Genomic DNA, 24,127 nt, shown 5'->3' on the forward strand with positions numbered 1-24,127 from the left:
CAACATAAGAATAATATGAAAAACGTAATTGTTGTAATTGGTGCCGGTTCCATCGGCCAGGCCATCGCAAGACGCGTTAGTGCAGGAAAGCATGTTTTGCTTGCTGATATACGACAGGAAAATGCGGACGCGGCTGCGCAAACATTGAGTGATGCAGGTTTTGAAGTTACTACCACAACTGTTGATGTATCGTCAGGAAATTCTGTTCATGCTCTCGTTGAAAAAGCAACATCTTTAGGCGAAGTGTTTGGCGTTATTCATGCTGCTGGTGTTTCCCCTTCGCAGGCGTCGCCTGAAACAATTCTTAAGGTTGATTTGTATGGAACGGCATTAGTGCTGGAAGAATTCGGAAACGTTATAGCGCAGGGCGGGTCTTGCGTTGTCATCGCTTCCCAATCGGGGCATCGATTGCCACCGCTATCAATAGAACAAAACAAAGCTCTTGCAACTACGCCGGTTGAAGAACTATTGAAACTTTCGTTTCTTCAGCCTGGCCAGGTAAAGGATTCTCTACATGCTTATCAACTTTCAAAGCGTGGTAATTCTTTGCGTGTGATGGCTGAAGCTGTTCGCTGGGGCAAACGTGGCGCAAGGGTTAATACCATTAGTCCCGGCATCATTATTACACCGCTTGCAAACGATGAGTTGAAAGGCCCGCGTGGCGAAGGTTACAGGAGAATGATAGACGTATCTGCAGCAAAACGCGCCGGTACACCTGACGAAGTTGGAACAGTCGGCGCATTGTTAATGGGCAATGATGGTGCATTTATTACCGGCAGTGATTTTCTGATGGATGGCGGAGTAACTGCCGCTTATTGGTATGGGGAACTTGCTCCATAATCAGGCGTAACAATAATGAAATATTCGGATTCTATAAAAATAACTTTCAAAATTCTCGATTGTAAAAACATAAAAATCAACAACACATGAAAGCAAAAATTCTCGGGCTGTTTCTATTAATAATGGGTGCGCAATCGTCGTTCGCACAGCAGCCGCCAACGGAAACAATTAAGACTTCCGCAAATAATACACCTGAACAACAGGAAATCATCAACCTTTCCAAACAGAAATGGGATTGGATGGCGAGCAAAAACGTAGATTCTTTAAATATGCTGTTTGATGATAAATCCATGTTCGTTCATATGGGAGGAAGCTGGGGGAAAACCCAGGAACTGGTAACCATTAAAAGTGGCGGTATCTGGTATAAGCAAGCAGAGGTTTACGCAGTTATAGTAAACATGTTTGGTAACACAGCCATCTTATTAAACGACATCGACCTGGTGGCAGAAGTAGGTGGCCGTGAAGTCACCAATCCTTTTATGGTAACTGAAGTGTATATCAAAGAACACGGCAAATGGAAAATGGGTTCATTAACTTTCTCGCACCTGATGAGGCCCGTTAAAATGAATAACAATAACCAGCAGCACTAACGTCACTTTCAAAAGTTGTAACCCGACCTAACTTCCTGTAAACGCAACGGAGACGGCAGCAGTAATGGGTTTTATTATAAACGAAACCATTTCCCTGGGCTCTATAACAGTCCAAGTATCTTTCTACGAAAGTTATTAAAACGATAACCAACTGTAAGTGAAAAATTGGTATTTACCTGGTTCATGTCTTTGATAAGAAGGTCAGTCTGCAGGTTATTCCACCAGGCATGAAAGTAAAAATAAAATGTAGGACCATTATAACCCGCATTCAGCCATGCCTGCATGTTGGTAACTGCATGCAGGCTTTTGTCAGCAGTATTGATCTCTCTTAATAAACCGGCGCCGGTTAAGATGGCGGGTGCAATAATCCACTTGCCTTTATCGATTACAAAATTGTATGTATAGCCGATGCGGCCAATAAATGAAATCCATTCCGGGTGCTGTGATAGAAGACTGTATGTTGTGGAATCTTTTACCAAATTCCTTGAAGGTTTCTTCCAATTGATCTTTTGCCAGGAAGGTGTAGCCATTACAAAAACGGAGCCTGCACTTTTAGCCTGCTTTAAAGAAAAACTTTTTGCCGCATTAAATGAAAATAGTTTTGTGTTGCTGAAAAAATAATAATCGAACCCTGCTGTGGTAAACTGTATTCCCTGGAAAATATAATACCTGCGTTTAACTTTCTCCACGGGTATCAACAGCCCGTTATATGATTCATAATAGGGACGAAAACGCATTTGCTTTCCGCCAAGATTTAATCCCAGGGAAGTATACTGCAGTTTTACATGCCTGTCGAGTTCGGTACCCGGCATAGCCCACGAATAACTCAACGATAGCCATTTATAATTCAGGTTGGTACTGATGTGCGCATTGCTGTTGGCAACAAGGCTATAATTATTTTTTCGCTCGTGGCGACTGTAGAAATTAAATCGTGTACTGTATATGTCGGGGTATATTTCTATAATATTTGTTTTTTCAAATGGCTGGATATAATTTGAATCAACAGCAGACTTTTGAGCAAATGACACGGAATAGCTAAGAATGCCCGTTAGCAAAAAGACGATATTGCTCAGAGTAAAATGCTTCATTAAAATGCCAGGGGTTAATAGTACGCGTTGCAAATAAACGAAAAGAACCAAAGCCCCGTAGTTAAGAATAATATAATACCACTTCTGTTTTTCGTTTCTGATATGATTTACTAACGGTGCCTGCTATTTGTAAATAGCTTTCGATTCATGTTAAACCTGGCTTTTTGTTTGGAAGCATTAATATAAAAAAAGCGCCCGGAATTTCGGGCGCTTTCGTTTAGGATAATCAATTGATGTCTCCGGTTAACTGTTATTGGTTTAGTTGAATTAACTTACCAGTTACAACCTTATTATCTAATATAAACCTGTAAATCAGGTTGGCATTTTTCTGGCCTGGTAAATTCATGTCAAAATTATTGACACCTGCAGCCACATGTCCATGATAAACAGTTTTTACTTTTTGTCCAACAATATTAAATATTTCCAATGTTCCATTTCCTGCATGCGCTGCATTCACCACAAACTTTACCTGGGTATTAAAAGGATTGGGATACGCCTTTACCGTTGTTTGGTCTGAAGCGATCTTGATGGATTGAGTTGGAGCTACTACGCCTATGGCAGGAGGAGCGCAGTTAGACGTTATGTCATTACAACTAACGGGAGCAGAAATACAGCCATCGGAATTTTTAACCTGGATACTGCTTACCGATCCGGAACCAAGGTTGTTAAAAATTCCTGTGTTATTGGTAAAGTCTGTTCCATCAATGCTATAGCTAAACCCACTTCCTCCGGAAGCACTGATTGTTACGCTTCCACTATTTGCACAAAGAGTAGGCTGAACCAGACATACTGTAAATGTAGGTGATGCGGGCGGGGCGTTAACCGTTATATCGCTCCCTGCACTGGAACAAGTACCGTTAGAAGCGTTCAACCCATAAGTGCCCGTTGCTACCGAGCTGAAAGTGCCATCAGAAGCTGCCGTGTATTTTACCACACCAGATTGGGTAAGAGTATAGGTGATTCCGCTTACGGGAGATGTTACAGTGACTGTCGCTGTACTTACCGTACAGGTTGGTTGAGTTACACTTGCTGAAGGTGCTGCCGGCGTTGAAGGCTGTGCATTAACAGTTACATTGCTTCCGTTACTTGAACAAGAACCGTTAGTAGCAGTTAATCCATAAGTGCCTGTTGCTACTGAGCTGAAAGTGCCGTCAGAAGCTGCTGTGTATTTTACCACACCAGATTGGGTAAGAGTATAGGTGACTCCGCTTACGGGAGATGTTACAGTGACAGTCGCTGTACTTACCGTGCAGGTTGGCTGAGTTACGGTTGCTGCCGGTGTTGCCACTGAACCTGTTGCGACGATCGTCCTGGTTCTTACGACAGGATTAGGGCAATTATTCGCATCAGTAAGATTAATGGTATATGTACCTGGAGCAAGATTTGAAAAGGTTATTGAGTCACCTGCAGCAACGGAAACAGGCGTATTATTTCCTAATGCCACTTTGTAAGGTGCTGTACCACCAAATGGTTTCACCTTGATAGAACCCAAAGTAGTACATGTAGCATTTACAGTATCGATATTGGCATCTACACCTGCAATAATATTAAGTAAAGGATTTGTTCCACATTTAGGATTAATGGTGGAAGTATTTGCCAGGAGAATAGGGCACGTGGACCCCGGAGAAGCATCCGTCCATGCTTCCCATATATTGGTCAGCTCCAAGGATTGCCCGCATTTATAACCAAGTTTTTTTGGGTATGGGAAATTAGTAGTAGTGTTTTTTGGTATGGGACCAAAACAGCCTTGTATGGGTGTTGTTGACGCAGTTGTTCCATCAGAATTAAGGATTGTTAGGGTTGCCCAGAAAGCAAAAGATGTCCTTGTTGAACCTGTTTTGTTGTTGATACCTACAGTTAAATTATGAAATACAGAGTCACCTTGCGTACAATTTTCGCATTTTACAACATCAAGCGTTGCACTTACCAGGGACAAATCTTTAGATGTGCATGAACTTGCCGACGGGAAAGTTTGCGCAAATGAATTTGATGAAATAAAAAACAGTAATGTAAAGAATAAGATTTTTAAAGGGCTGAATAAATAATCTGCCCATTTTTTGTCTTTAGAAAGGTTGGCAGGTCTCAAATTTTGAAATTGCCCGGATGTGAAAATTGATTTCATGATTAATTGTTTTACTAATTAAAAAATTGATGTGATTATTTTTCATGCAGAAGAAGAGGCGAGCACATTTGGTTTATCGAATGGATGGATGGACTCACACATAATATTTCGATTGATATTATGTATGGTAAAAGAAGTAATGTAAATGTTTAACTCTGATGCTTCTTGCAACTCAGGGGCAAACTAAGCCGGCTCTTGATAAATGATGAATGGACTGTTTAGAATCTTTTCAGAAGTAAAGATTATTCAACAGAAAAGGAATGATAATTAGCTTTCTAGCGAGACTATTGGATTTTACGATAAAAATCCTGGTGATAAAAATTCGAGTGGTAACTGGAAGAAGCGGGGTTTATAGAATTGAATTGGCTACAAAGTAGCACAAACTCTGTCACATTTCCAAGTAAAAATCGAAGTTTTTTTCAATGAAGTTTACCCCCTAATTTAAAACAATGTGCTTGTTGCTGAACAACCGTTAATTGCAATTGCACAACACACTTTTTGTTGCGGTTGCCGAAACTATTAATTTCAATTCGGCCTTGCTTATTGATTCAGGATAGAACATAGCATGTGAGATTTTATTTATTTTAAACATTGATATAACAAAAGCGCCCGGGAATTCCGGGCGCTTTAGACAGTAGATTATTTTTATCTCTTTTTGCTCTGGGATATTTAACTGCTATTGGTTCAACTGGATTAACTTTCCGGTTACAAGTTTATTATCCAAAATGAATCTGTAAATCAGGTTGGCGTTCTTCTGGCCTGGTAAATTCAGGTCGAAATTATTGACACCTGCGGGAACATATCCGTGGTAAACAGTTTTCACTTTTTGTCCCAGTACATTAAATACTTCCAATGTTCCATTTCCTGCATGACCAGCATTTACAACAAATCTTACCTGGTTATTGAATGGATTAGGATAAGCCTTTACGGTTGTTTGGTCTGATGAAATTTTCGTAGAAGGCTGTGTCATAGAGAGCGGAGTTTGCGGGCTTGAACAATCTGAAGCATCGCAGCTAACCGCTGAAGAAACGCAACCTGTGCTGGTTTGCTTAACTTTTATTCCTGTAACTGAACCGGCAGCGAGACCTGTGAAATTAGTACTTGATTGCCATGTGGTTCCGTTATCTATGCTATACGAATAATCTGTACCTAGTGGACTCTTAATAGTTACACTACCAGTTGTTGGCCCGCACAAAGACGGTTGCGTTACACAGATTGCTGGTGCAGATGGGGGTGTAGTTGACACCGTGACTGTCACATCATCTGTAGCTGTACATCCGTTACTCCCTGTAACTGTCACTGTGTATGTAGTTGTGGACGTTGGCGTCGCTGTCGGATTAGCGATATTCGTTGCACTCAGGCCGGTTGCAGGTGACCAGGAGTACGAAACGCCACCCGAAGCACCAAGGGTTGTGCTGCCGGTGGTACAGTTTAGCGTCACATCGTTGCCTGCGTTTGCAGTCGGCTTTGTATTATCAACCGTTACTTTTACGTTATCGGTAGCTGTACACCCATTAGCCCCTGTCACTGTCACGGTGTAGGTAGTAGTGGACGTAGGCGTCGCTGTGGGATTAGCAATATTGGTTGCACTCAATCCTGCGGATGGTGACCATGAATAGGAAACACCACCTGAAGCTCCGAGAGTAGTACTGGTCGTTGTACAATTTAATGTCGCGTCGCTGCCTGCGTTTGCAGTTGGCTGTGTATTATCTACTGTAACAACTACATCATCTGAAGCTGTACATCCATTACTCCCTGTAACTGTTACTGTGTAGGTAGTTGTGGACGTTGAAGTCGCTGTCGGATTAGCGATATTCGTTGCACTCAGTCCGGCAGATGGTGACCATGAATAGGAAATACCACCTGAAGCTCCAAGAGTCGTACTCTTCGTGGTACAATTTAATGTCACATCGCTGCCTGCATTTGCAGTCGGTGGTGTCGTGTTAACGGTTACCGTTACTGCATCAGTACCGGAACAACCTGTAGAAGTGCTGGTTTTTGTTACAGTATATGTGGTTGTGGAGGAAGGATTGGCTGTCGGGTTAGCGGCAGTTGCATCACTTAACCCCGCTGTTGGAGACCATGAATAGGTAAATCCACTCACCGCTGTTTCGCCAATTTGAGCGCCATTTGGATTGGTGCTGCAGGTCTTTGTAAAATCATTGCCTGCATTGGCTGTTACAGCAGCGGCAGAATTAATAGTTCTTGTATGTGAATTGTTAGTGCAATGAGTTGGAAGGGTTGCGTCAGTTATAGAAATTGTATAAGGAGTGGTTGAGGCCGGAAGATTGCTGAAGGTTGCTGTCCCGCCAGCAGAAACTGTTTTAGTGACACTATTCACCGTAACACTATAAGGAGCTGTGCCGCCATAGGGGCTTACAGAAATTGTTCCTCCCGAAGTACAGGTTGCATTAGTAGTATCAATGTCTGCATTTAAACCAGCCACTACCGTTATTGAAGGCAAAGTTCCGCACTTAGGATTAATAGTAGCAGAATTTAAAGGACATACAGATCCTGGTGATGCATCAGTCCAGGCTAAGTACAAATTGATAATCTTAAGGGATTGACCGCATGTATATCTTACCGTGTCGAAATCGATACCCGTTATATTATTTTTTGGAATCGGGCCGGCACATCTGGTTATTGAACGAGTATGTATAGTGCCATCAGGGTCCGTTAATACAAGAGTGCCCCAAAATGCAAAAGATGTTCTTGTTGAGCCTGTCTTGTTATTAATATAGCCGATTAAATGTCTATTAGTGATTTGAGTGCCAGGTGTACATGAGCCACATATATCACCATTATTCAATTCGGCGCTAACCAATATCAAATCTTTTGATGTGCAGGAACTTGCCGGCGGGAAAGTTTGCGCGAATGAATTAGATGAAATAAAAAGCAGCAACACAAAGAGCAAACTTTTTAAAGGGAGGAATAAATAATCTGCCCATTTTGAACGTTCAGAAATGCTGACAGATCTCAATTTTTGAAATTGTCGGAAAGTGAAAATTGATTTCATGATTAATTGTTTTAATGATAAAAAAATTCTTTTGAATTTTTCATAACGAATGCATGGATGAATGCAGTTAAAAGATTAATCGAAAGGATACCCGGACGGTATTATTAATAATTCGGTGGTAATATTTCAGAAGTAATAGAATGCGTTATAGTTTGTCTCGCAACAAAATAAGGCATTGGTTCTGCAGTATGGATAAAGGACCTGATGTACCAGGAGTACTAGTGTGTGTAGAAAATAATTTAAGGATTGAAATGAAAACAGGTGTGCAGGAAATAGCGAAAGGATTTTTACAAAGGATAATCGTCTTTAAAGTAAATAATTCAATATCTATAACAACCTAACGTTATAACGATCTGATCAGAAGTAATCTGGAGTATTCGCAGAATAGTCTGGACTTTAAATATAACCGTTAGTGTGTTAATGATAGATTGTTGGAGTGAGGAGTAGGTTTTGATAAGAATTGAGTCGGGTGTAAATAGAATTAATTTTTTTCATATTTGCAAGTGTTGGAAAAAATATTTTTAATTACGGATAAAAAAAGGAGCAATCGTTGAATTTATAATCGCCAAATATCCCGGACCCCGGGCTGTGCGGTTGAGCATTAATTAATTTAGACCGTTAGTTCTAATTGAGTAGTTAGCAAGACGGATCATTTAAAATTCCTCGCCTGCGGAAAAATTTTCTCCTCTTCACCAGGCCCTGCCTGCGATCTTTTATTTTGTAAATATGCGGGAATAGATTTTTCATCTGCACGGGACAGGGTAAGCACCGGTAAATCTTCTTTGTGGGCTTCGGTAAGATGGCGCAACAATTTTGAAATATTATAGCAACGTTTCACAATCACATGAATCACTTCTCCTTCTATTTGTAATTTGCCTTCCGCCATTATCAGCCGCGATAGTAAAATTTCTTTCCGGAACGTTTCAAACAGGCTTTCAAAAATAACGAGGTTGGCTACTCCTGTTTCATCTTCAATGGTCATAAAGCAAATACCACCTGCAGTACCGGGCCTTTGCCTTACCAAAACAAGCCCCGCAACTTTTACAAAAGCCCCGTCTTTTAACTTCGGTAACTGGCTGGCCGATATTATATGAAGCTGCTCCAGCTTTTCTCTTATGAAACTTACAGGATGCGCCTTTAACGATAAGGAGGTGGCAGCATAATCATGCACAACATGCTCAGAAGTTGACATAACGGGGATGGTTATACGCTCATATTTAGCATCTGCTGACTGCTGCCCCGAGAACATTTCTACGGGCCGGTCTTTTGTAGATACTTCCCATAACGATTCACGGCGGTCAAGCCCCACAGACCTGAATGCATCTGCATCTGCTAATTTCTGCAATGCAGCTTCAGGCAATAATATATTCCGCAATTCATTAATAGTGCTGTAAGGTTTTTTCCTGTTATTTATAAGCAGTTCCATATCCTCCTGCCTCAACCCTTTTACCTGCCTGAATCCAAGACGAAGGGCACAATACTTACCTGATTTTTCTTCCAGCGTATTATCCCACATGGAATAATTAATATCAACAGGCTTTACTTCCACGCCGTGTTTTCTTGCATCTATAATAATCTGTGCAGGCTGGTAAAATCCCATAGGCATACTATTGAGCAAAGCGCAGGCAAATACATCGGGGTAGTAGCATTTTATCCAGGAAGAAACATATACCAGCAGTGCGAAGCTTGCTGCATGGCTCTCCGGAAAACCATAACTGCCAAAGCCTTCCAGTTGTTTAAATACCCGCAGTGCATATTCCTGCGAATATCCATTTTTAATCATGCCGTTAGTTAGCTTTTCTCTAAACTTAGAAACGAGTCCATTTGCTTTAAATGTTGCCATGCTGCGGCGCAGTTCATCTGCTTCGGTGGGGGTAAATCCTGCTGCTACTATCGCTATCTTCATCGCCTGCTCCTGGAACAAGGGAACACCCAACGTTCTGCCTAAAATATCTTCCAGTTCTTTGGAAGGATATTCAACAGGTTCTTCTTTATTGCGGCGGCGTAAATAAGGATGCACCATATCTCCCTGTATAGGCCCGGGCCTTACAATAGCTACTTCAATAACGAGATCATAAAAACATATTGGCTTTAGCCGGGGCAACATGCTTTGCTGGGCACGGCTTTCAATTTGAAAAACACCGATGGTATCTGCGTGGCAAATCATTTCATATACTTTCGGGTCATCCTGGAGAATGTTGGCTAGTGTAAGGTCAAGACCGTAATGTTCTTTTGCTTTATCAAAAGCTTTGCGGATGCAGGTAAGCATGCCAAGGGCCAGCACATCTATTTTCATAAAACCTAATGCATCAATATCGTCTTTGTTCCATTCAATACAGGTCCTGTCTTCCATACGGGCATTCATAATGGGAACGAGGTCAGATAACTTACCACGGGTAATAACAAAGCCTCCTGTATGTTGGCCCAACTGGCGCGGAAAGCCCATGAACTCTTTTGTAAGTTGTAATACCTTGCGAAGATGCTGATCAGCAGGGTTAAGCCCTTGTTCCGTTAGCCGGTTTCCTTCAAACCATTCATCTGTAAATTCCCAGATGGAACCTGATAAGCGATTGATGGTATCAACAGACAATCCCATTGCTTTACCTACATCTCTTATCGCACCTTTTTGATGTTGCTGTGTAACAGTAGCAATGATAGCGGCACGCTCACGCCCATATTTTTGATAGATGTATTGAATTACTTCTTCACGCCGCTCGTGTTCAAAATCTACATCAATATCAGGTGGCTCATTGCGTGCCGAAGAAATAAACCGCTCAAATAAAAGATCGAATTTTGCAGGGTCAACAGAAGTAATACCCAGGCAATAACAAACCGTTGAATTAGCAGCGGATCCGCGTCCCTGGCAAAGAATTTTTTGCTGCCTTGCATACCGTACAATATCATATACGGTAAGAAAATAAGCAGCATAATTCATTTGCTCAATAAAATGTAACTCATGTTTTATTGCAGCAATCGTTTTTGCAGGAACCAGTTCTCCATACCGTTCTTTTGCTCCCTGCCACGCAAGGAACGTAAGCTCTTCCTGGGGTGTACGTCCTTCAGTAGTGATCTCTTCGGGATATTCATATTTTAATTCATCTAATGAAAACTTACAGGCCGATGCAATTTCCTGTGTATGTTCTATCGCCTCCGGGTATTGACGGAATAGCCGGAGCATTTCTTCCGGGGGCTTCAAATATTTTTCAGCATTCTGGTGCAAACGGAAGCCTGCATTATAGATAGTACATTTTTCACGAACACAGGTAACAATATCCTGCAATTGCCTGCGGGCCGGATGATGGTAATGCACATCATTTGTTGCAACGAGAGGAATATGTATTTGAGATGAAAGCTGTGCAAGGCGGTATAAATATTTGCTGTCATCGCCCTGGTAGCGGCGGGAAGCACCGAGATAAAGATCACTGCCAAAAGCATTGCGATATTCCTGCAATGCAATGGCAAAGGATGCATCAAATTCAAATCGTTCATTTAATCCGCCCGGAGGCAGTACAATAAATTTTATATCCCCGGCATATTGATATACATCTGCTTTATATAAATGGCATTCTCCTTTTTCTGCACGCCGGTTACCCATTGTAAGCAGGTTACACATTTGCGAATATGCTTTTGCGTTAGCAGGGTAGGCGAGAAGGCTTATGCCATCCAACAGGTCGAGCCGGCAGCCAATAATAATGCGGATGCCTGATTTTCTTGCAGCAGCATGAGCACGAACCACGCCCGCAAAACTATTGCGGTCTGTTATAGCGATTTCAGTATATCCTAAGGCAGCAGCCTGTTCTGCAAACTCTTCAGGATGAGAGGCGCCACGCAGAAAACTAAAATTAGTTGTTACCTGTAATTCTGTATAACTCATTACCAAAATTGTTAAGCAAAAAATCCATGAATAAACCATTGATAAGAAGCCTCCGCATCATAATGCCCCGACCTGAAGAGCCAATACCGGCGGCCTTCTTCATCTTCCACACTATAATAATCCCTGTGCTGGCCTTGTTGCAGCCACCATTCCTGTTCTATGCGTTCGGGGCCATCTGCTCTTATCACTTTATGCAGCTTTCCTTTGTAACGAAAAAGCATAGGCGGGTAATCAGGAACAGGAGCAGTTACTTCTATCATTTCCGGTTTGTATAAAATTTGTAAGGGCCTTGGCTTATTTACCTGCCAGTTGGTTTGCAATTTCTCATCCAGGTCAAGCGCTTTTTTAAAGGAACGCTCAGGCCAGTAATGTTCATCAGGCATAAAGCGGTAGATGCAATCATTACCGAGCTTTCCACCAATGCGGTCGAGTAATTCAGACAAAGCCATATCATCCAATTTTTCTTTGCCATTCCATAGGGTTTCCTGCACGGTTGAAAGCGCCTCAACTTTTAAAGCATTCAGTGTAAAGAGTTCTATGCCGGCAGCGGGTTCAATAGTTTCAATTTTAATTTCAAATAATTTAAACAGATGCTTACTGTTACAGGAAGGGCGGTTAGTTCCAATGCTAATGCTTTCAATTTTACCATCTACGCGATAGCCTTTGAACACGGCCATACGCAGGCCTTTTTGCTCTTGCTGTAACCGGTGGCATAAAGTGTTCAGCAATTGTTGTAATGCCATTTCAATTCCTGTTGCTGTTCCTATGGCTTCAAGGCAGGGCAATCTTTCCTGGTAGGGTTCTATAGGTTGCACTGGTATTATACCTTCTTCTTCATAACCTAACGCCTGGCCTAAACGCAGGAGCAGGTTTGTGCCGAAGCGTCTTCTTAATGCACTCTTTGGCATATTCATAAAATCCTTAACATGCCTCAGTCCCAGTTTTTCCAGCAGCTCTGTTGTTGCAGCTTCCACCCGAAGTGCTGCAGGTGGTAATAATTGCAGTGCTCCCTGATGTGTATTGCTTTCAATAATAAGCTCGTGTCCATAGCGGGTAACAGCCCATGCCGCCCCGATTGTATCAGCAATAGCAGCCCTTATATGATACCCGAAATTTTTAATTCGTTTAATGATGTCCGTTAGGTATTGTCTTTCGCTGCCCCACAAATGTGTGCAGCCGGTTACATCAAGTATTAACCCATCAGGAGGATCAATAGCCACAACGGGTGTATAGCGGATGCACCATTCAGCAATGCCTTTTAATAATTTTCCCGGCAGTTCCGGCTGATCATCCAACACTTCCAGGGATAAAATAATAGCTCTTGCATCTGCTACCACCATGCCTTTATAAATGCCCTGCGTTTGTGCGGGTACGTTAGCTGCTGTTACCACCATGCGTCCATGATCGGGCGCAGCTAACACAAAAGGTATTTCCTTTAATCGTGACTGGCGACGGATGAACCAATCCGTTGTAAGATGAGGGAACCATATCGTTGCAAAACGCTTCTGCACTTTATCCTGTTTTCTTCTGCTGCTCCAGCGGAATTGCTGTAATTACCGGGATATACCGGAAGTTGCCTCCAAAAAATTCTATCTGCCATTTGCCGGGCTTTCCATTTCGTACTTTTAATAACTCTACGTTCCAGCGCGGAAATCCAATACCCGGCATATCCGTTAACCCGCTTAAAGAAGAAGTAATCTTCCAACGCGTGATGCATGCGGTTGTATTTAAATTACGTGGATTGCGGCGAAATACAAAACCCGTGACATGGCTTTGTTCCACAGCCAGCTGCAGGCGTCTTGAAGCAGTAAAACTTAATTCCTGCATCTCCCCGATAACGGCAGCTACACCACTGCATTTTAGGGCTTCTTCCATTGACCAGAGAATTTCTTTTTCTTTTTTTAATTGAATAAAAATGATTTTATCAGGAGCAATACCAAATGATTGTAACGCAGGTGGGAAAACACTTTTGGAACTACTGATCCAGATGGATACGCCGGCATTATGCATAAGAGGAGCCAGTATACCGCTAATAAATCCAACGGTTGTAGCCAGGTCTTCTGCTTCTGAAAAAATAAATTCATGTATGGCGCCCAAAGGAAATGAAGCATTGGGAAAAGCATTTTTTATAGGCCCGAGATTAGCATCTACAGCCGTATTCTTCAAGGCAGTTTTAAAGCCTTGTAGGGGAAGAATATCCTTTCGCAATTGAGTGATAATATCTGCTTTTGTTGCTGCCATTTAAATAAATACTATTAAGACTTGCTTTTAATCTTCACACAAAAATACTAAATAATTTAGCATTTATCCCTTTCGACTTTTCCTTTATTCAATTAAAGGGATGTTCAAATCATTTTATCTTATTAACCGAATTTTTATCTTTTTTTCAATATTCTGTAGCTAATAGACAAACTGCATGTGTATGTAGGCGATGAAGATAATTTTTACCTGAACCTTGCAGTGCACGACTTCCAGGATTTTTTGAAGCATACCGAGAACCCGCATTACGAAGGCACATTGAATACGGCGCTCGATGAAGGGCCACGGCTGGCAGCCCGTACCCACTAGCAAACTGCTGCAAATGATGGCGGACCATATTACGGAACATGCACCGAAGGGGGTGGATACTGGGGCGTGGAAGTATTGATGAACAAGATCAAAGTGCTTACAAGACCTAACAGGTTTTCAAAACCTGTTAGGTCTTACACCACCTGCGCCAGAACTGGTAAGCACATGTTGGGACAAATATGTTAAAATAAAGATTTAGTTCCCACTAAAACCCTATCTTAATTGTTTGAGGAATTCTATCTAATCCAATAATTAAAAAGATTATCAATGCAGTCGGAAGAACATATACTACTTCAGGCGACCAAATGCCAAGAAACGTATTTATATAAGCATCTCCCTTAAGAGCAGGATCGTAGATAACCTGCACAGTATCTCCGGCATAATAAGCATCTCTCAGGTATTTATTTCCATAAAATTCATACGTATTATTATTAACCTTAAAATCAACAAGTGGGAGCTGATCATATTTAATTCGACCCTGGGAGTAATATTTTTGCTGGTCAAAATATTTTATGATTCCGGTGGTTTTCTTATAGACGATTGTATGATACAGCTTGGGTATAACTGAATAGCCTAAAAGTAAAGCCATAAGCAACCAATATATTATGTATTTATTGAAGGTTAATTCTTTTGTTTGATTATTAAAGCCCATGATAGCGAAACGTAATTCTTTATATAAATAGTCTATCAGCATGTAAAATATGAAATGTTTTAAATTTTCAAAACCCAGACTGGCGCAAATCTCCAGACCTGTGACTGTTCGTTACTAAATCTTTATTGAAGGATAAATTCGCAATTTAAAGAAAGGGCCGTCACGGTAGTTCATTGTTTAGTTTTAGATTAAAGATTGGCATAAGATTCATTTTGTATGAAATATGTTGTAATAAGAGATGCTAAGTAACGTCAGTGCACAGGTCAGGAGATTTGCGCCAGAACAGGAGTCGATTTTGTTTCTTCGATTTTGGCAATAATCCCGCATTCAATAGCCATTGTATCGTGCATTATTGCTAAAATGTAGGACTCAATAGCCATTGTATCGTGTATTATTGCTAAAATGTAGGACTCAATAGCCATTGTATCGTGTATTATTGCTAAAATGTAGGACTCAATAGCCATTGTATCGTGTATTATTGCTAAAATGTAGGACTCAATAGCCATTGTATCGTGTATTATTGCTAAAATGTAGGACTCAATAGCCATTGTATCGTGTATTATTGCTAAAATGTAGGACTCAATAGCCATTGTATCGTGTATTATTGCTAAAATGTAGGACTCAAAGGACGTTGTTCCCTTGTATGTGTGCCAATAAATCAATGAGCAAAATATTGCAAAGCAATTGCTTATATTCGCGAAGGGGAGCAAGTCTAAGGCCAGGCGGAGACTACAGCAAGGGAATAATAATATAAAATATAAACAAAATTTAAAATTCAAAATCATGAAAAATTTAGGATGTATAGTAGCTTTTTTTTTCGCTGGAAGTGCATTAGTTGTTAATGCTCAAACTCCTGATGCCCTAAAGTCTGCCACTGCTCAAAAATCTCATCAAAAAGGCAATCCCGCTGACACGGAAGTATGGGGACCCCTGCCGGAAGTAGTTACACCCGGAAAAGATTTCAGAGATCCTCCATCTGATGCTATCATTCTATTTGATGGAAAGAATCTGGATCAATGGGTATCTTCAAAAGATGGCTCTGCGGCAAAATGGATTGTTTCTGATGGGGTTTTTACAGTTAACAAGGTTGCTGGTGATATCCAGACAAAGAGAAGTTTTACTAACTATCAACTTCATATAGAGTTTCTTATACCCTCAAATATTACCGGCTCGGGACAGGGACGGGGCAATAGTGGAGTATTTCTGGCTGCAACAAATGGAAAAGCCGGGGGATATGAGATCCAGGTACTTGATGGGTACAATAATGAAAATAAAACTTATGTCAACGGAATGGTAGGCAGTGCCTATAAAGAATCCATCCCGTTAGTAAACCCGGCACGCAAAGCTGGCGAATGGAATGTTTATGATATAGTTTGGAAAGCGCCAACGTTTAATATAGATTCTACAGTGAAGACCCGTGCTAAGGTGACTGTTTTTTTTAACGGGGTGCTGGTCCAAAATGATTATGAATTATTAGGGGAGACTGCCTATCTTGGCAAGCATGAGTATGTATATCATGGACCTGAACCGATCAAATTGCAAGATCATGGTGATCCTGTAAGCTATCGTAATATTTGGGTGCGGGAATTGAAATAATATAATGTATCACCTTTAGTTGATTGAATTAAGAATGGGAGATACTCTATATTGACACGGTGACCTTACTGTCTCAGCGGGGTTTCCCACTAACAAATCCTTTAAAATAAAGCAGTTTCCGTGAAACCCGCTGCCGGGAGAATTTGCACACGTTCGAAGCCTAAGCTTCCTATCATTCGAAGTTCGTTTATGCGTCGGGGTTACACGGGAGGTCATAGAGGTTTAAGACTCTCTGCTGTGTAGCCACGCCGGGACAATAAAATTTGGAGTAAGGGAAGACTATTGTTTCGAGTACCGAAGCGCAACACACCGCGATTTAAAAACCGTTGAACTACCGAATTATTGTTTCAAAAGTTAATTGGTATTATATTAGCCAATCAGATGCTCACTATGATATTAAAGAACTATTTATTTTAAATTTAAATTACATTTATTAAGACATCGTTCTGTGGATGCCGACCTATATGGAATTCCTATTAAACTGATACTTATGTTGCCGAAAAATATACCTCTTAAACTCGCAGTAGCTTTATGCCTTATGAGTGCAGCCATCCCATTATCCTGTAAGAAGAACGGCTCTAACAAAACAATCCCGGGTTCTTCACACAATGTTTATATCGCGGGCTATACGATCAGTCAAACGGGTAGCTATACAGCAACATATTGGAAGAATGATTCACCGGTAAATCTCCCAAATAGTCAGGGATCGGGAGCATACCCCCAAGCTAATGCTATATTCACTAATGGAAGTGATATATATGTGGCTGGCTCTAATAGGGGTAACGGTCTGTTTTGGAAAAACCAGGCACTTCAACCCATACTAAATGCAGTAAATCTCAATCCTAAATCAATATTTATAACTGGCGGCGATGTGTACGTAGCGGGGGATAGTGTACATGACTATCCAAGCAATCTTAACAGTTATGGCACCTTTTGGAAAAATAATGTTCCCGTTTATTTGCCCACTTGCAATCTTTCAACAGGCATCACTGTATCGGGAAATGATGTTTATATATCCGGATCAGGTGCTGGTAAAGCTGCCTACTGGAAAAATGGCAATCCCGTTTATTTAACCGCTTTAGGAGCTAATACTGGCTATGCTTTCGGAATTGCCGTTTCGGGGCAAGATGTATATGTTACCGGGGATACAGCCACTTCTTACACCGGTTTGGAGAGTGTTTACTGGAAAAACGGGATCGCAATGCATTTAGAAAATGGAATTCATGCCTCCGGAATAGCTATTGCCGAAAACGGCGATGTATATGTTAGCGGACAAAGCACCGTAAATTTTAATTCAAGAGCAACATATTGGAAAAATGGTAAATCGATCATTTTATCAAATGCACCTTCTGATGCAAAGGCTATTGCATTATCAGGAGAGGATGTGTATGTAGTTGGAGACACAGTTGCGCCATTTCAGATACCAACTGCGGTTTATTGGAAGAATGGAGTAATGAAAGCCTTAACCCAAGGCACCGTTTCTTCAAGCGCTACTTCCATTTTTATTGAAAACTGACCTTACTGTCTCAGCGGGGTTTCCCACTAACAAGTCTTTTAAAATAAAGCAGTTTCCCCGAACGCCATGGAAGGGATGCAACAGCCGTAGTTTATTTTTTTATTTTCCTTCTTGCATACACATAATCAATAAGGAGTACAACAATTAAAATAACAAGTCCAAAAAATTCCCGTGTTTCTTCTACCCAGGGCGTTTCAGCTTTCATGGTATTTGCAATATCCTGGGCATGGTGTTTCGTGATCCAATCTATTAAACCATTTGTGTCAAACACTTTATATAATGCATATACTGCATAAACTGCAACACCTGTTAAATAGGCACCGGGAAAAAATTTATTCCTATATGCAAGCCAGCACAACGCCGCAGTATACAAATATATTGGCATCCATACGTAAGGATCCGGATCATTGTATTGAAGCGCAGCAAACACTATAAACACAACGCAAAAGAAGATGTTGAAGATTTTCATGATGCAAATAATTAGCGGTGCATAAATATCAGGATTTTCCAACTAATATAAAAGCGCTGCTGAAAAACGCAGCGTAATTATTGTCTCAGCGGGCAATGTCATTAAGTTAGCACAAACCAGGAAGTTTCTATTCGAGGTCTGGATCTCCTTTCATTGGAAGTTCGTCTATGCATCGCCGCACTAGTCCAGGCATATATCAAATTTCCCAGGTGTAAGTTTGGAAGCGTTCTTCCCGGTCACCCTAAAGACAACGGCAAGGAAAACGGCATTTTGAATAAAAATATCATAAATTGACTTCGATTTAAATAAAACGGTTAACGGATTCTGCGATTTTTATTAAATCAACAGTTTTTCAAATGAATTTTTTGATGTCCTCTTAAATTTAAACAAGAAAATATGAATACCTGCAAAATTTACCCACACAGATTTCTGATTCTCTTCTCAACTTTAATTCTTTTTTCTCTGAATCTCAGCTCACAGGTAAAAAGTCCATTATTAAGCGGAAAGGAGAAGGATGCCCTTTTCAGGAATCAGACTCAGATGCTTGAAACATCGCCTTATAAGAATGATAAATGGCAATTTATAGGGCCGACAAATATAAGTGGCCGATGTACCGACGTAGAAGCAGTTTCACCGCGGGGAAAAAATTATACCATTTGGGTCGGTTCCGCTGTTGGTGGATTATGGAAATCGACTAATGAAGGAACTACATTCCAACCTGTTTTTGAAGGGATGCCAACGGCTTCAATAGGAGACATTGCTATAGATCCCGTAAACCCGGATGTGGTCTGGGCAGGCACAGGCGAAGCAAATATTCTCAGAAGCTCTAATGCGGGTTGCGGTGTGTTTAAGACAACTGACGGAGGAAAGAGCTGGAGTTTAATGGGCCTTGAAAATACTTTTACTATCGGACGCATAAGAATAAATCCGCAAAACACTAATATTGTTTATGTTGCAGCAACCGGACATGAATGGACACCAAATGAGGACCGTGGATTATTTAAGACCACCGATGGAGGTAAATCCTGGACAAAAATTCTCTATATCAATTCAAATACGGGCGTTTATGATCTCGTACTGGACCCTAAAGATCCGGATGTTATTTATTGTACCACATGGGAACGCATGCGTCAAAAATGGAGTGACCCGAGGACCTATGAAACCACCACGAACGATGGCATTTGGAAATCAACGGACGGCGGGAAAACATGGAAAAAAATAAATGAGGGTTTACCCGATGCCAATAAAAGGGGTCGCATAGGTATAGATATTGCTCAATCGAATCCTAAAGTACTATATGCTTATGTTGATAACTATGAGGTTGCCGTAAAAGCCAACCCCGGGGAATTAGATGCATACGGGCGGGAGAAATCAACAGGTATTATTAAGGGAGCCACAGTTTACAGGACAGATGATGCCGGAACCACATGGAAACAGGTCAGCGGTTTAACCCCTGATCAAAAGAAATTTATGCAGAAACATTCAGGAACTTATGGATGGGTTTTCGGACAAATAAGAGTGGACCCCCAGGATGAAAATACGGTATATACAATGGGTTTGAGCCTAAACCAGTCAACAGATGGAGGGAAGACCTTTAAGTCGCTGGAGGGGCCTCATTCAGATCACCATGGGCTATGGATTGATCCTGCCAATTCTAATTATCTTTTAGATGTAGATGATGGCGGGCTTGCCATGTCGTACGATAAAGGCATTACCTGGAAATTACCAATTGATGTTTTACCCCTTGGACAGTTCTTTAACCTGGCGTACGACATGAGTGTTCCCTTCAGGGTGTTTGGCTCCGTGCAGGACTATGGAAGCTATTATGGAACGGTGGATCTTGGAAAAGGGAGAGACAAAATATCCCCTGTTGAATTCAAGAGTACGCTCGGAGGTGAAGGCAGTTCTCATGCAGTCAATCCGGTAGATAATAATACTATTTACGCAAGTGGGTTTTACGGGAAGCTTAGACGTGCTACAATCAGCACCTTCCCGCAAAATATTAAAGACCTGTTGCCAAAAATGATGCCCGGAGAAGCGCCTCTTCGTGGTCAGTGGGTTGCCCCAACACTCATTTCTCCTCATAATCCTGATATTATTTATCATGGAATGCAATATGTTATGAAGTCTATAGACCGGGGAGATACCTGGGAATTTATTAGTCCTGATCTTTCATACAACAATCCTAAGAAAAGAGGAGACATCAGCTATCAAACGATTTCTGCACTCGATGAATCACCTTTGCGTTCGGGTTTGCTTTACGCCGGAACTGATGACGGAAGAATCTGGAGGACAAAAGATGGCGGGAAAACCTGGGGTGAAATAAGGAACGGTCCTGTACCTGTAAAGTTTGTTTCAAGGATCGTTGCATCAAAGTATGACATCGGAACCGTCTACATGACCCAAACAGGAAAAAGAGATGATGACTTTCAGGTATATATATGGAAATCGACAGATTTTGGTGATACATGGCAGGATATCTCCGGCAATATCCCGATTGGAGGAGTAAACGTTATAAGAGAAGACCCGGCAAATAAGGACATATTATATGCAGGAACTGATGGAGGTGTTTTTGTTACAAAAGATGGCGGAAAAAAGTGGGAAGTACTTGGAAATCTTCCATTTTCATATGTTCTCGACCTTGCCATTCATCCCCGGGATAACATGATCATTATTTCAACGCATGGACGGGGTATCTGGGTGATGGATGCGAACCCGGTAAATGAAAAAGATAAAATCAAAAAGCCCGATGATGATGATGCCGATGTTCAATAATTGAAAAATGTAGAGGAATATGCTTTTGTGCATATGACAAATTAATTCCCCTGTTATGCATTCCGGTTTTCATTATCCGCAGGAAAGTCCCAGACTGGCGCAGGTCTACAGATCTGTGACTATTCGTTACTAATCTTTATTGAAGGATAAATTCGCAATTTAAAGAAAGGGTAGTCACGGTAGTTCATTGTTTAGTTTTACATTGAAGATTGTAATAAGAGCTATTTTGTATGAAATATGTTATAATAGGAGATGCTAAGTAACGCTTGTGCACGGGTCTGAAGACCTGCGCCAGAACTGAGTAATTAAGCGCAGCAATACCTGCAATAAATAATAAATGATACAAAATGAATTATCTCAAATTTAATACTGCCCGTTTTATCATCATCTTAATTTCCCTCTCCGTTTTCTCGTCTGTTTCGGTGGCTCAGAAAAAAAATACATTTGGAAATAAGCAAGTAGGCCCGCAACCCGATGGTAGTATCCTCGTTCCTTCCAATCAACTCATTCGTCCTGCAGGCTTGCAGGTTAATATACATGGCAGGCCTGTTGATCTGGCGCTTTCGCCGGATGGCAAATTATTGTTTGTAAAAAACATGTCTTCCCTCGATCTCGTAAGAGTAGACGACAAAACCATTCTGCAATCGTTACCCTATAAACATAGCGGCGCTTCCTTTACAGGCATTTGTCTTTCAACTAACGGTCGCCGCGTATTCGTAACAAATGCAACGAATCGAATAGACATTGCCACCGTGGATGATAACAATAGTATGCATTGGAGCGATTCCATCATGCTGCCCAAACCTGCCATTGGCGGGTATCCTGTTCCCGGCGGAATTGCTTTTGATGAAACAGCAAACAAAATTTATGTCACGCTTTCAAGAAGCAATTCGCTGGCAGTTGTTACTGCAAATGACCCGAAAGAAATTATTCAAATACCTGTAGGCATAGCTCCTTACGGTGTAATACTGGTAACTCCGCATAAAGCCTACGTAAGCAACTGGGGCGGCCGCCGGCCTCACAAAGCTGAATCTACTTATAATACTTCCGGCTCGCAGGTGTTGGTAGATCCAAAAACAGGAATCGCAAATGACGGTACCATTTCCGTTATTGACCTGGACAGGAACACAGAAGAAAAATCTATTGAAGTAGGTTTGCATCCGGCCGGAATGGTACTGAGTCCTTCTCATGATAAATTGTATGTTGCCTGTGCAAACAGTGACCTCATTTCGGTAATCGATACAAAAAGTGACCTTATTATTGATACGATATCCGTGCATTTTCAAAAGGACATTCCTTTTGGCAGTGCGCCAAATGCTTTAACTATTTCGCCCGACGGGAAATATCTTTTTGTAGCTAACGGAACTGAAAATGCATTGTGTGTTATACAAACCGGAAGCCCGGCACGCATTCTCGGGTTGATACCAACTGCCTGGTACCCGGGGTCTGTATTGATGGATAGCACCGGCAGCACGCTATATGTTGCCAACGTAAAAGGGATCGGGTCGAGGAACCAAAAAACAAACAGCAGCGGTTTCAATTCACATGACCATGAAGGAACGATCTCTATCATTCCTGTACCGGGTAAGAAAGCGCTTGCTGACATGACGCAAATCGTACATCGGAATAATTCTTATGTTCAGATGTTAGCCAAAACGAAACTTCGTACTAACGGTGCCAGGGTGAAAGTGCCTGTGCCGGTAAGCCCCAATCAAACTTCGGTATTTAAACATGTTGTTTATATCATAAAGGAAAACCGCACTTACGACCAGGTATTGGGTGATATGCCTCGGGCTAACGGAGATAGTTCTTTGGTAGAATTCGGCAAGCATATTTCGCCCAATCATCATAGCCTGGCAGCTTCGTTTGTATTGATGGACAATTTTAATTGCAGTGGTGTTTTAAGCGCCGACGGGCACCAATGGACGGATGAAGCGTACGTGACGGATTACCTCGAAAAATCTTTTGGTGATTTTACACGCAGTTATCCTTATGATGGCGATGATGCTTTGGCTTACGCAAGCTCTGGTTTTATCTGGGATAATGTGCTGGCACATGGTTTGACCTTCCGCGATTATGGCGAATTTGTAAAGACCATCATCGAACCTGAGGGCGCTACATTTCCTGCTATTTATAAAGACCTGCAAAGCGGGCAAAATAAAATCAGGATCCATGCTAAAGCAAATCTTGAACAACTGGATCCGTATATCTGCCCTGACTACGCAGGATTTACTACTACGGTACCCGACGCTTCGCGGGTAAAGGCATTTCTTAAAGAATTGAAAGGGTATGAAAAGAATAATGATCTCCCGAATTTTATCATCATGGAATTACCCAACGACCATACCTCAGGAACAAGGCCGGGTTGGCCCACACCCCAGGCAGCTGTGGCTGATAACGACCTTGCCCTTGGCCGGATTGTAGATGCCATTTCGCATAGCAAGTTCTGGAAAGAGACCTGCATTTTTGTAACCGAAGACGATCCGCAGGCGGGCCTTGATCACGTAGATGGCCACCGGACGGTAGACTTTGTTATCAGTCCGTACACAAAGCGCAGGAAAGTTCTTTCAACGTACTACTCACAAATAAATATGGTGCGGACGATGGAGAATATCCTTGGCCTTCCGCCAATGAATCAACTCGATCTTACGGCGGAACCCATGCTGGATTGTTTTACCAGCCAACCGGATTTTACTCCCTATAATTTTGTAAAGAATAATATTCCGCTTGACCGACTGAATCCTTCATTAGATAATTTATTGGGCGCTCAATTGTATTGGGCCAAAAAATCGCTGGAGCAGGACCTTGATGATGCAGACCGGATAGACGATGATGTTTTTAATCGTATCATCTGGCATGCGGTAAAAGGATATGATAGGCCGTACCCGGTAATTAAAGGCCGAGAGGAGAAATGATGATTTTTATGTAATCCTTGTTGCTTAGGTCCTAAGTACATTTTATGTAATATATTTTTAGAGGTACCAGAAATATTTATCACGGCAAGCGCAACTAACGGTCACA

At 41.5% G+C, this 24,127-nt stretch carries 16 protein-coding genes; 7 read left to right on the top strand and 9 right to left on the bottom strand.

Annotated features, from left to right (window positions below; all coding sequences use genetic code 11):
* Positions 1–15 precede the first annotated feature (15 nt).
* Together FW778_RS22405 and FW778_RS22410 are read left to right on the top strand one after the other, a co-directional pair.
* The gene (locus FW778_RS22405; protein ID WP_150417135.1) at positions 16–840 is read left to right on the top strand and encodes an SDR family oxidoreductase; all 825 of its coding nucleotides are present in this window, start codon (positions 16–18) and stop codon (positions 838–840) included.
* A gap of 86 nt (positions 841–926) precedes the next feature.
* Positions 927–1,430, top strand: a complete 504-nt coding sequence (locus tag FW778_RS22410; protein WP_150417136.1) for a nuclear transport factor 2 family protein — start codon at positions 927–929, stop codon at positions 1,428–1,430.
* Between the two features lie 101 nt (positions 1,431–1,531).
* Here FW778_RS22410 and FW778_RS22415 read toward each other — a convergent pair whose 3' ends face one another.
* The 6 genes from FW778_RS22415 to FW778_RS22440 form a co-directional block, all read right to left on the bottom strand.
* Positions 1,532–2,518, bottom strand: a complete 987-nt coding sequence (locus tag FW778_RS22415; protein ID WP_150417137.1) for a DUF4421 family protein — start codon at positions 2,516–2,518, stop codon at positions 1,532–1,534.
* A gap of 250 nt (positions 2,519–2,768) precedes the next feature.
* A complete protein-coding gene (locus tag FW778_RS22420; protein WP_150417138.1) occupies positions 2,769–4,640 on the bottom strand; it encodes a T9SS type A sorting domain-containing protein in 1,872 nt (623 codons plus the stop codon).
* 676 nt (positions 4,641–5,316) lie between these two features.
* Entirely contained in the window at positions 5,317–7,656 is a 2,340-nt protein-coding gene (locus tag FW778_RS22425) for a T9SS type A sorting domain-containing protein (protein ID WP_150417139.1), read from the bottom strand.
* Positions 7,657–8,305: 649 nt separating this feature from the next.
* Positions 8,306–11,530 (bottom strand): error-prone DNA polymerase, encoded by a 3,225-nt coding sequence (locus tag FW778_RS22430; protein WP_150417140.1) that lies wholly within the window; start codon positions 11,528–11,530, stop codon positions 8,306–8,308.
* Between the two features lie 11 nt (positions 11,531–11,541).
* Positions 11,542–13,041 (bottom strand): Y-family DNA polymerase, encoded by a 1,500-nt coding sequence (locus FW778_RS22435; RefSeq protein WP_150417141.1) that lies wholly within the window; start codon positions 13,039–13,041, stop codon positions 11,542–11,544.
* A gap of 1 nt (position 13,042) precedes the next feature.
* Positions 13,043–13,771, bottom strand: coding sequence for an ImuA family protein (locus FW778_RS22440; protein ID WP_150417142.1), 729 nt, complete (start codon positions 13,769–13,771; stop codon positions 13,043–13,045).
* A gap of 177 nt (positions 13,772–13,948) precedes the next feature.
* Here FW778_RS22440 and FW778_RS23355 point away from each other — a divergent pair, with 177 nt between their 5' ends.
* Positions 13,949–14,098, top strand: coding sequence for a hypothetical protein (locus FW778_RS23355; RefSeq protein ID WP_202552443.1), 150 nt, complete (start codon positions 13,949–13,951; stop codon positions 14,096–14,098).
* 205 nt (positions 14,099–14,303) lie between these two features.
* On the opposite strand, the gene FW778_RS22445 is transcribed toward FW778_RS23355, so the two are convergent.
* Both FW778_RS22445 and FW778_RS22450 read right to left on the bottom strand, forming a co-directional pair.
* On the bottom strand, positions 14,304–14,792 hold the full coding sequence (locus tag FW778_RS22445) for a DUF3592 domain-containing protein (RefSeq protein WP_150417143.1): 489 nt from the start codon (positions 14,790–14,792) through the stop codon (positions 14,304–14,306).
* Between the two features lie 221 nt (positions 14,793–15,013).
* Positions 15,014–15,340, bottom strand: a complete 327-nt coding sequence (locus FW778_RS22450; RefSeq protein ID WP_150417144.1) for a hypothetical protein — start codon at positions 15,338–15,340, stop codon at positions 15,014–15,016.
* A gap of 193 nt (positions 15,341–15,533) precedes the next feature.
* Between FW778_RS22450 and FW778_RS22455 the strand changes: the two genes are divergently transcribed.
* Both FW778_RS22455 and FW778_RS22460 read left to right on the top strand, forming a co-directional pair.
* Complete coding sequence (locus FW778_RS22455) at positions 15,534–16,346, top strand: 3-keto-disaccharide hydrolase (RefSeq protein ID WP_150417145.1); 813 nt, start codon at positions 15,534–15,536, stop codon at positions 16,344–16,346.
* A 490-nt stretch (positions 16,347–16,836) separates the two neighbouring features.
* A complete protein-coding gene (locus FW778_RS22460; RefSeq protein ID WP_150417147.1) occupies positions 16,837–17,862 on the top strand; it encodes a hypothetical protein in 1,026 nt (341 codons plus the stop codon).
* A 91-nt stretch (positions 17,863–17,953) separates the two neighbouring features.
* Here FW778_RS22460 and FW778_RS22465 read toward each other — a convergent pair whose 3' ends face one another.
* The gene (locus FW778_RS22465; RefSeq protein WP_150417149.1) at positions 17,954–18,331 is read right to left on the bottom strand and encodes a transmembrane 220 family protein; all 378 of its coding nucleotides are present in this window, start codon (positions 18,329–18,331) and stop codon (positions 17,954–17,956) included.
* A 396-nt stretch (positions 18,332–18,727) separates the two neighbouring features.
* On the opposite strand from FW778_RS22465, the gene FW778_RS22470 reads away from it, so the two are divergent.
* Both FW778_RS22470 and FW778_RS22475 read left to right on the top strand, forming a co-directional pair.
* A complete protein-coding gene (locus FW778_RS22470; protein ID WP_150417150.1) occupies positions 18,728–21,106 on the top strand; it encodes a WD40/YVTN/BNR-like repeat-containing protein in 2,379 nt (792 codons plus the stop codon).
* A 347-nt stretch (positions 21,107–21,453) separates the two neighbouring features.
* Positions 21,454–24,021 (top strand): bifunctional YncE family protein/alkaline phosphatase family protein, encoded by a 2,568-nt coding sequence (locus FW778_RS22475; protein WP_150417152.1) that lies wholly within the window; start codon positions 21,454–21,456, stop codon positions 24,019–24,021.
* The last annotated feature ends 106 nt before the right edge of the window (positions 24,022–24,127 follow it).

The organism is Ginsengibacter hankyongi (genome assembly GCF_008710285.1).
Classification (GTDB): domain Bacteria; phylum Bacteroidota; class Bacteroidia; order Chitinophagales; family Chitinophagaceae; genus Ginsengibacter; species Ginsengibacter hankyongi.

Coding starts and splice junctions, on each gene's coding strand:
- FW778_RS22405 (WP_150417135.1), top strand. CDS start 16: ATGAAAAACGTAATTGTTGTAATTGGTGCCGGTTCCATCGGCCAGGCC.
- FW778_RS22410 (WP_150417136.1), top strand. CDS start 927: ATGAAAGCAAAAATTCTCGGGCTGTTTCTATTAATAATGGGTGCGCAA.
- FW778_RS22415 (WP_150417137.1), bottom strand. CDS start 2,518: ATGAAGCATTTTACTCTGAGCAATATCGTCTTTTTGCTAACGGGCATT.
- FW778_RS22420 (WP_150417138.1), bottom strand. CDS start 4,640: ATGAAATCAATTTTCACATCCGGGCAATTTCAAAATTTGAGACCTGCC.
- FW778_RS22425 (WP_150417139.1), bottom strand. CDS start 7,656: ATGAAATCAATTTTCACTTTCCGACAATTTCAAAAATTGAGATCTGTC.
- FW778_RS22430 (WP_150417140.1), bottom strand. CDS start 11,530: ATGAGTTATACAGAATTACAGGTAACAACTAATTTTAGTTTTCTGCGT.
- FW778_RS22440 (WP_150417142.1), bottom strand. CDS start 13,771: ATGGCAGCAACAAAAGCAGATATTATCACTCAATTGCGAAAGGATATT.
- FW778_RS22445 (WP_150417143.1), bottom strand. CDS start 14,792: ATGCTGATAGACTATTTATATAAAGAATTACGTTTCGCTATCATGGGC.
- FW778_RS22450 (WP_150417144.1), bottom strand. CDS start 15,340: ATGGCTATTGAGTCCTACATTTTAGCAATAATACACGATACAATGGCT.
- FW778_RS22455 (WP_150417145.1), top strand. CDS start 15,534: ATGAAAAATTTAGGATGTATAGTAGCTTTTTTTTTCGCTGGAAGTGCA.
- FW778_RS22460 (WP_150417147.1), top strand. CDS start 16,837: ATGTTGCCGAAAAATATACCTCTTAAACTCGCAGTAGCTTTATGCCTT.
- FW778_RS22465 (WP_150417149.1), bottom strand. CDS start 18,331: ATGAAAATCTTCAACATCTTCTTTTGCGTTGTGTTTATAGTGTTTGCT.
- FW778_RS22470 (WP_150417150.1), top strand. CDS start 18,728: ATGAATACCTGCAAAATTTACCCACACAGATTTCTGATTCTCTTCTCA.
- FW778_RS22475 (WP_150417152.1), top strand. CDS start 21,454: ATGAATTATCTCAAATTTAATACTGCCCGTTTTATCATCATCTTAATT.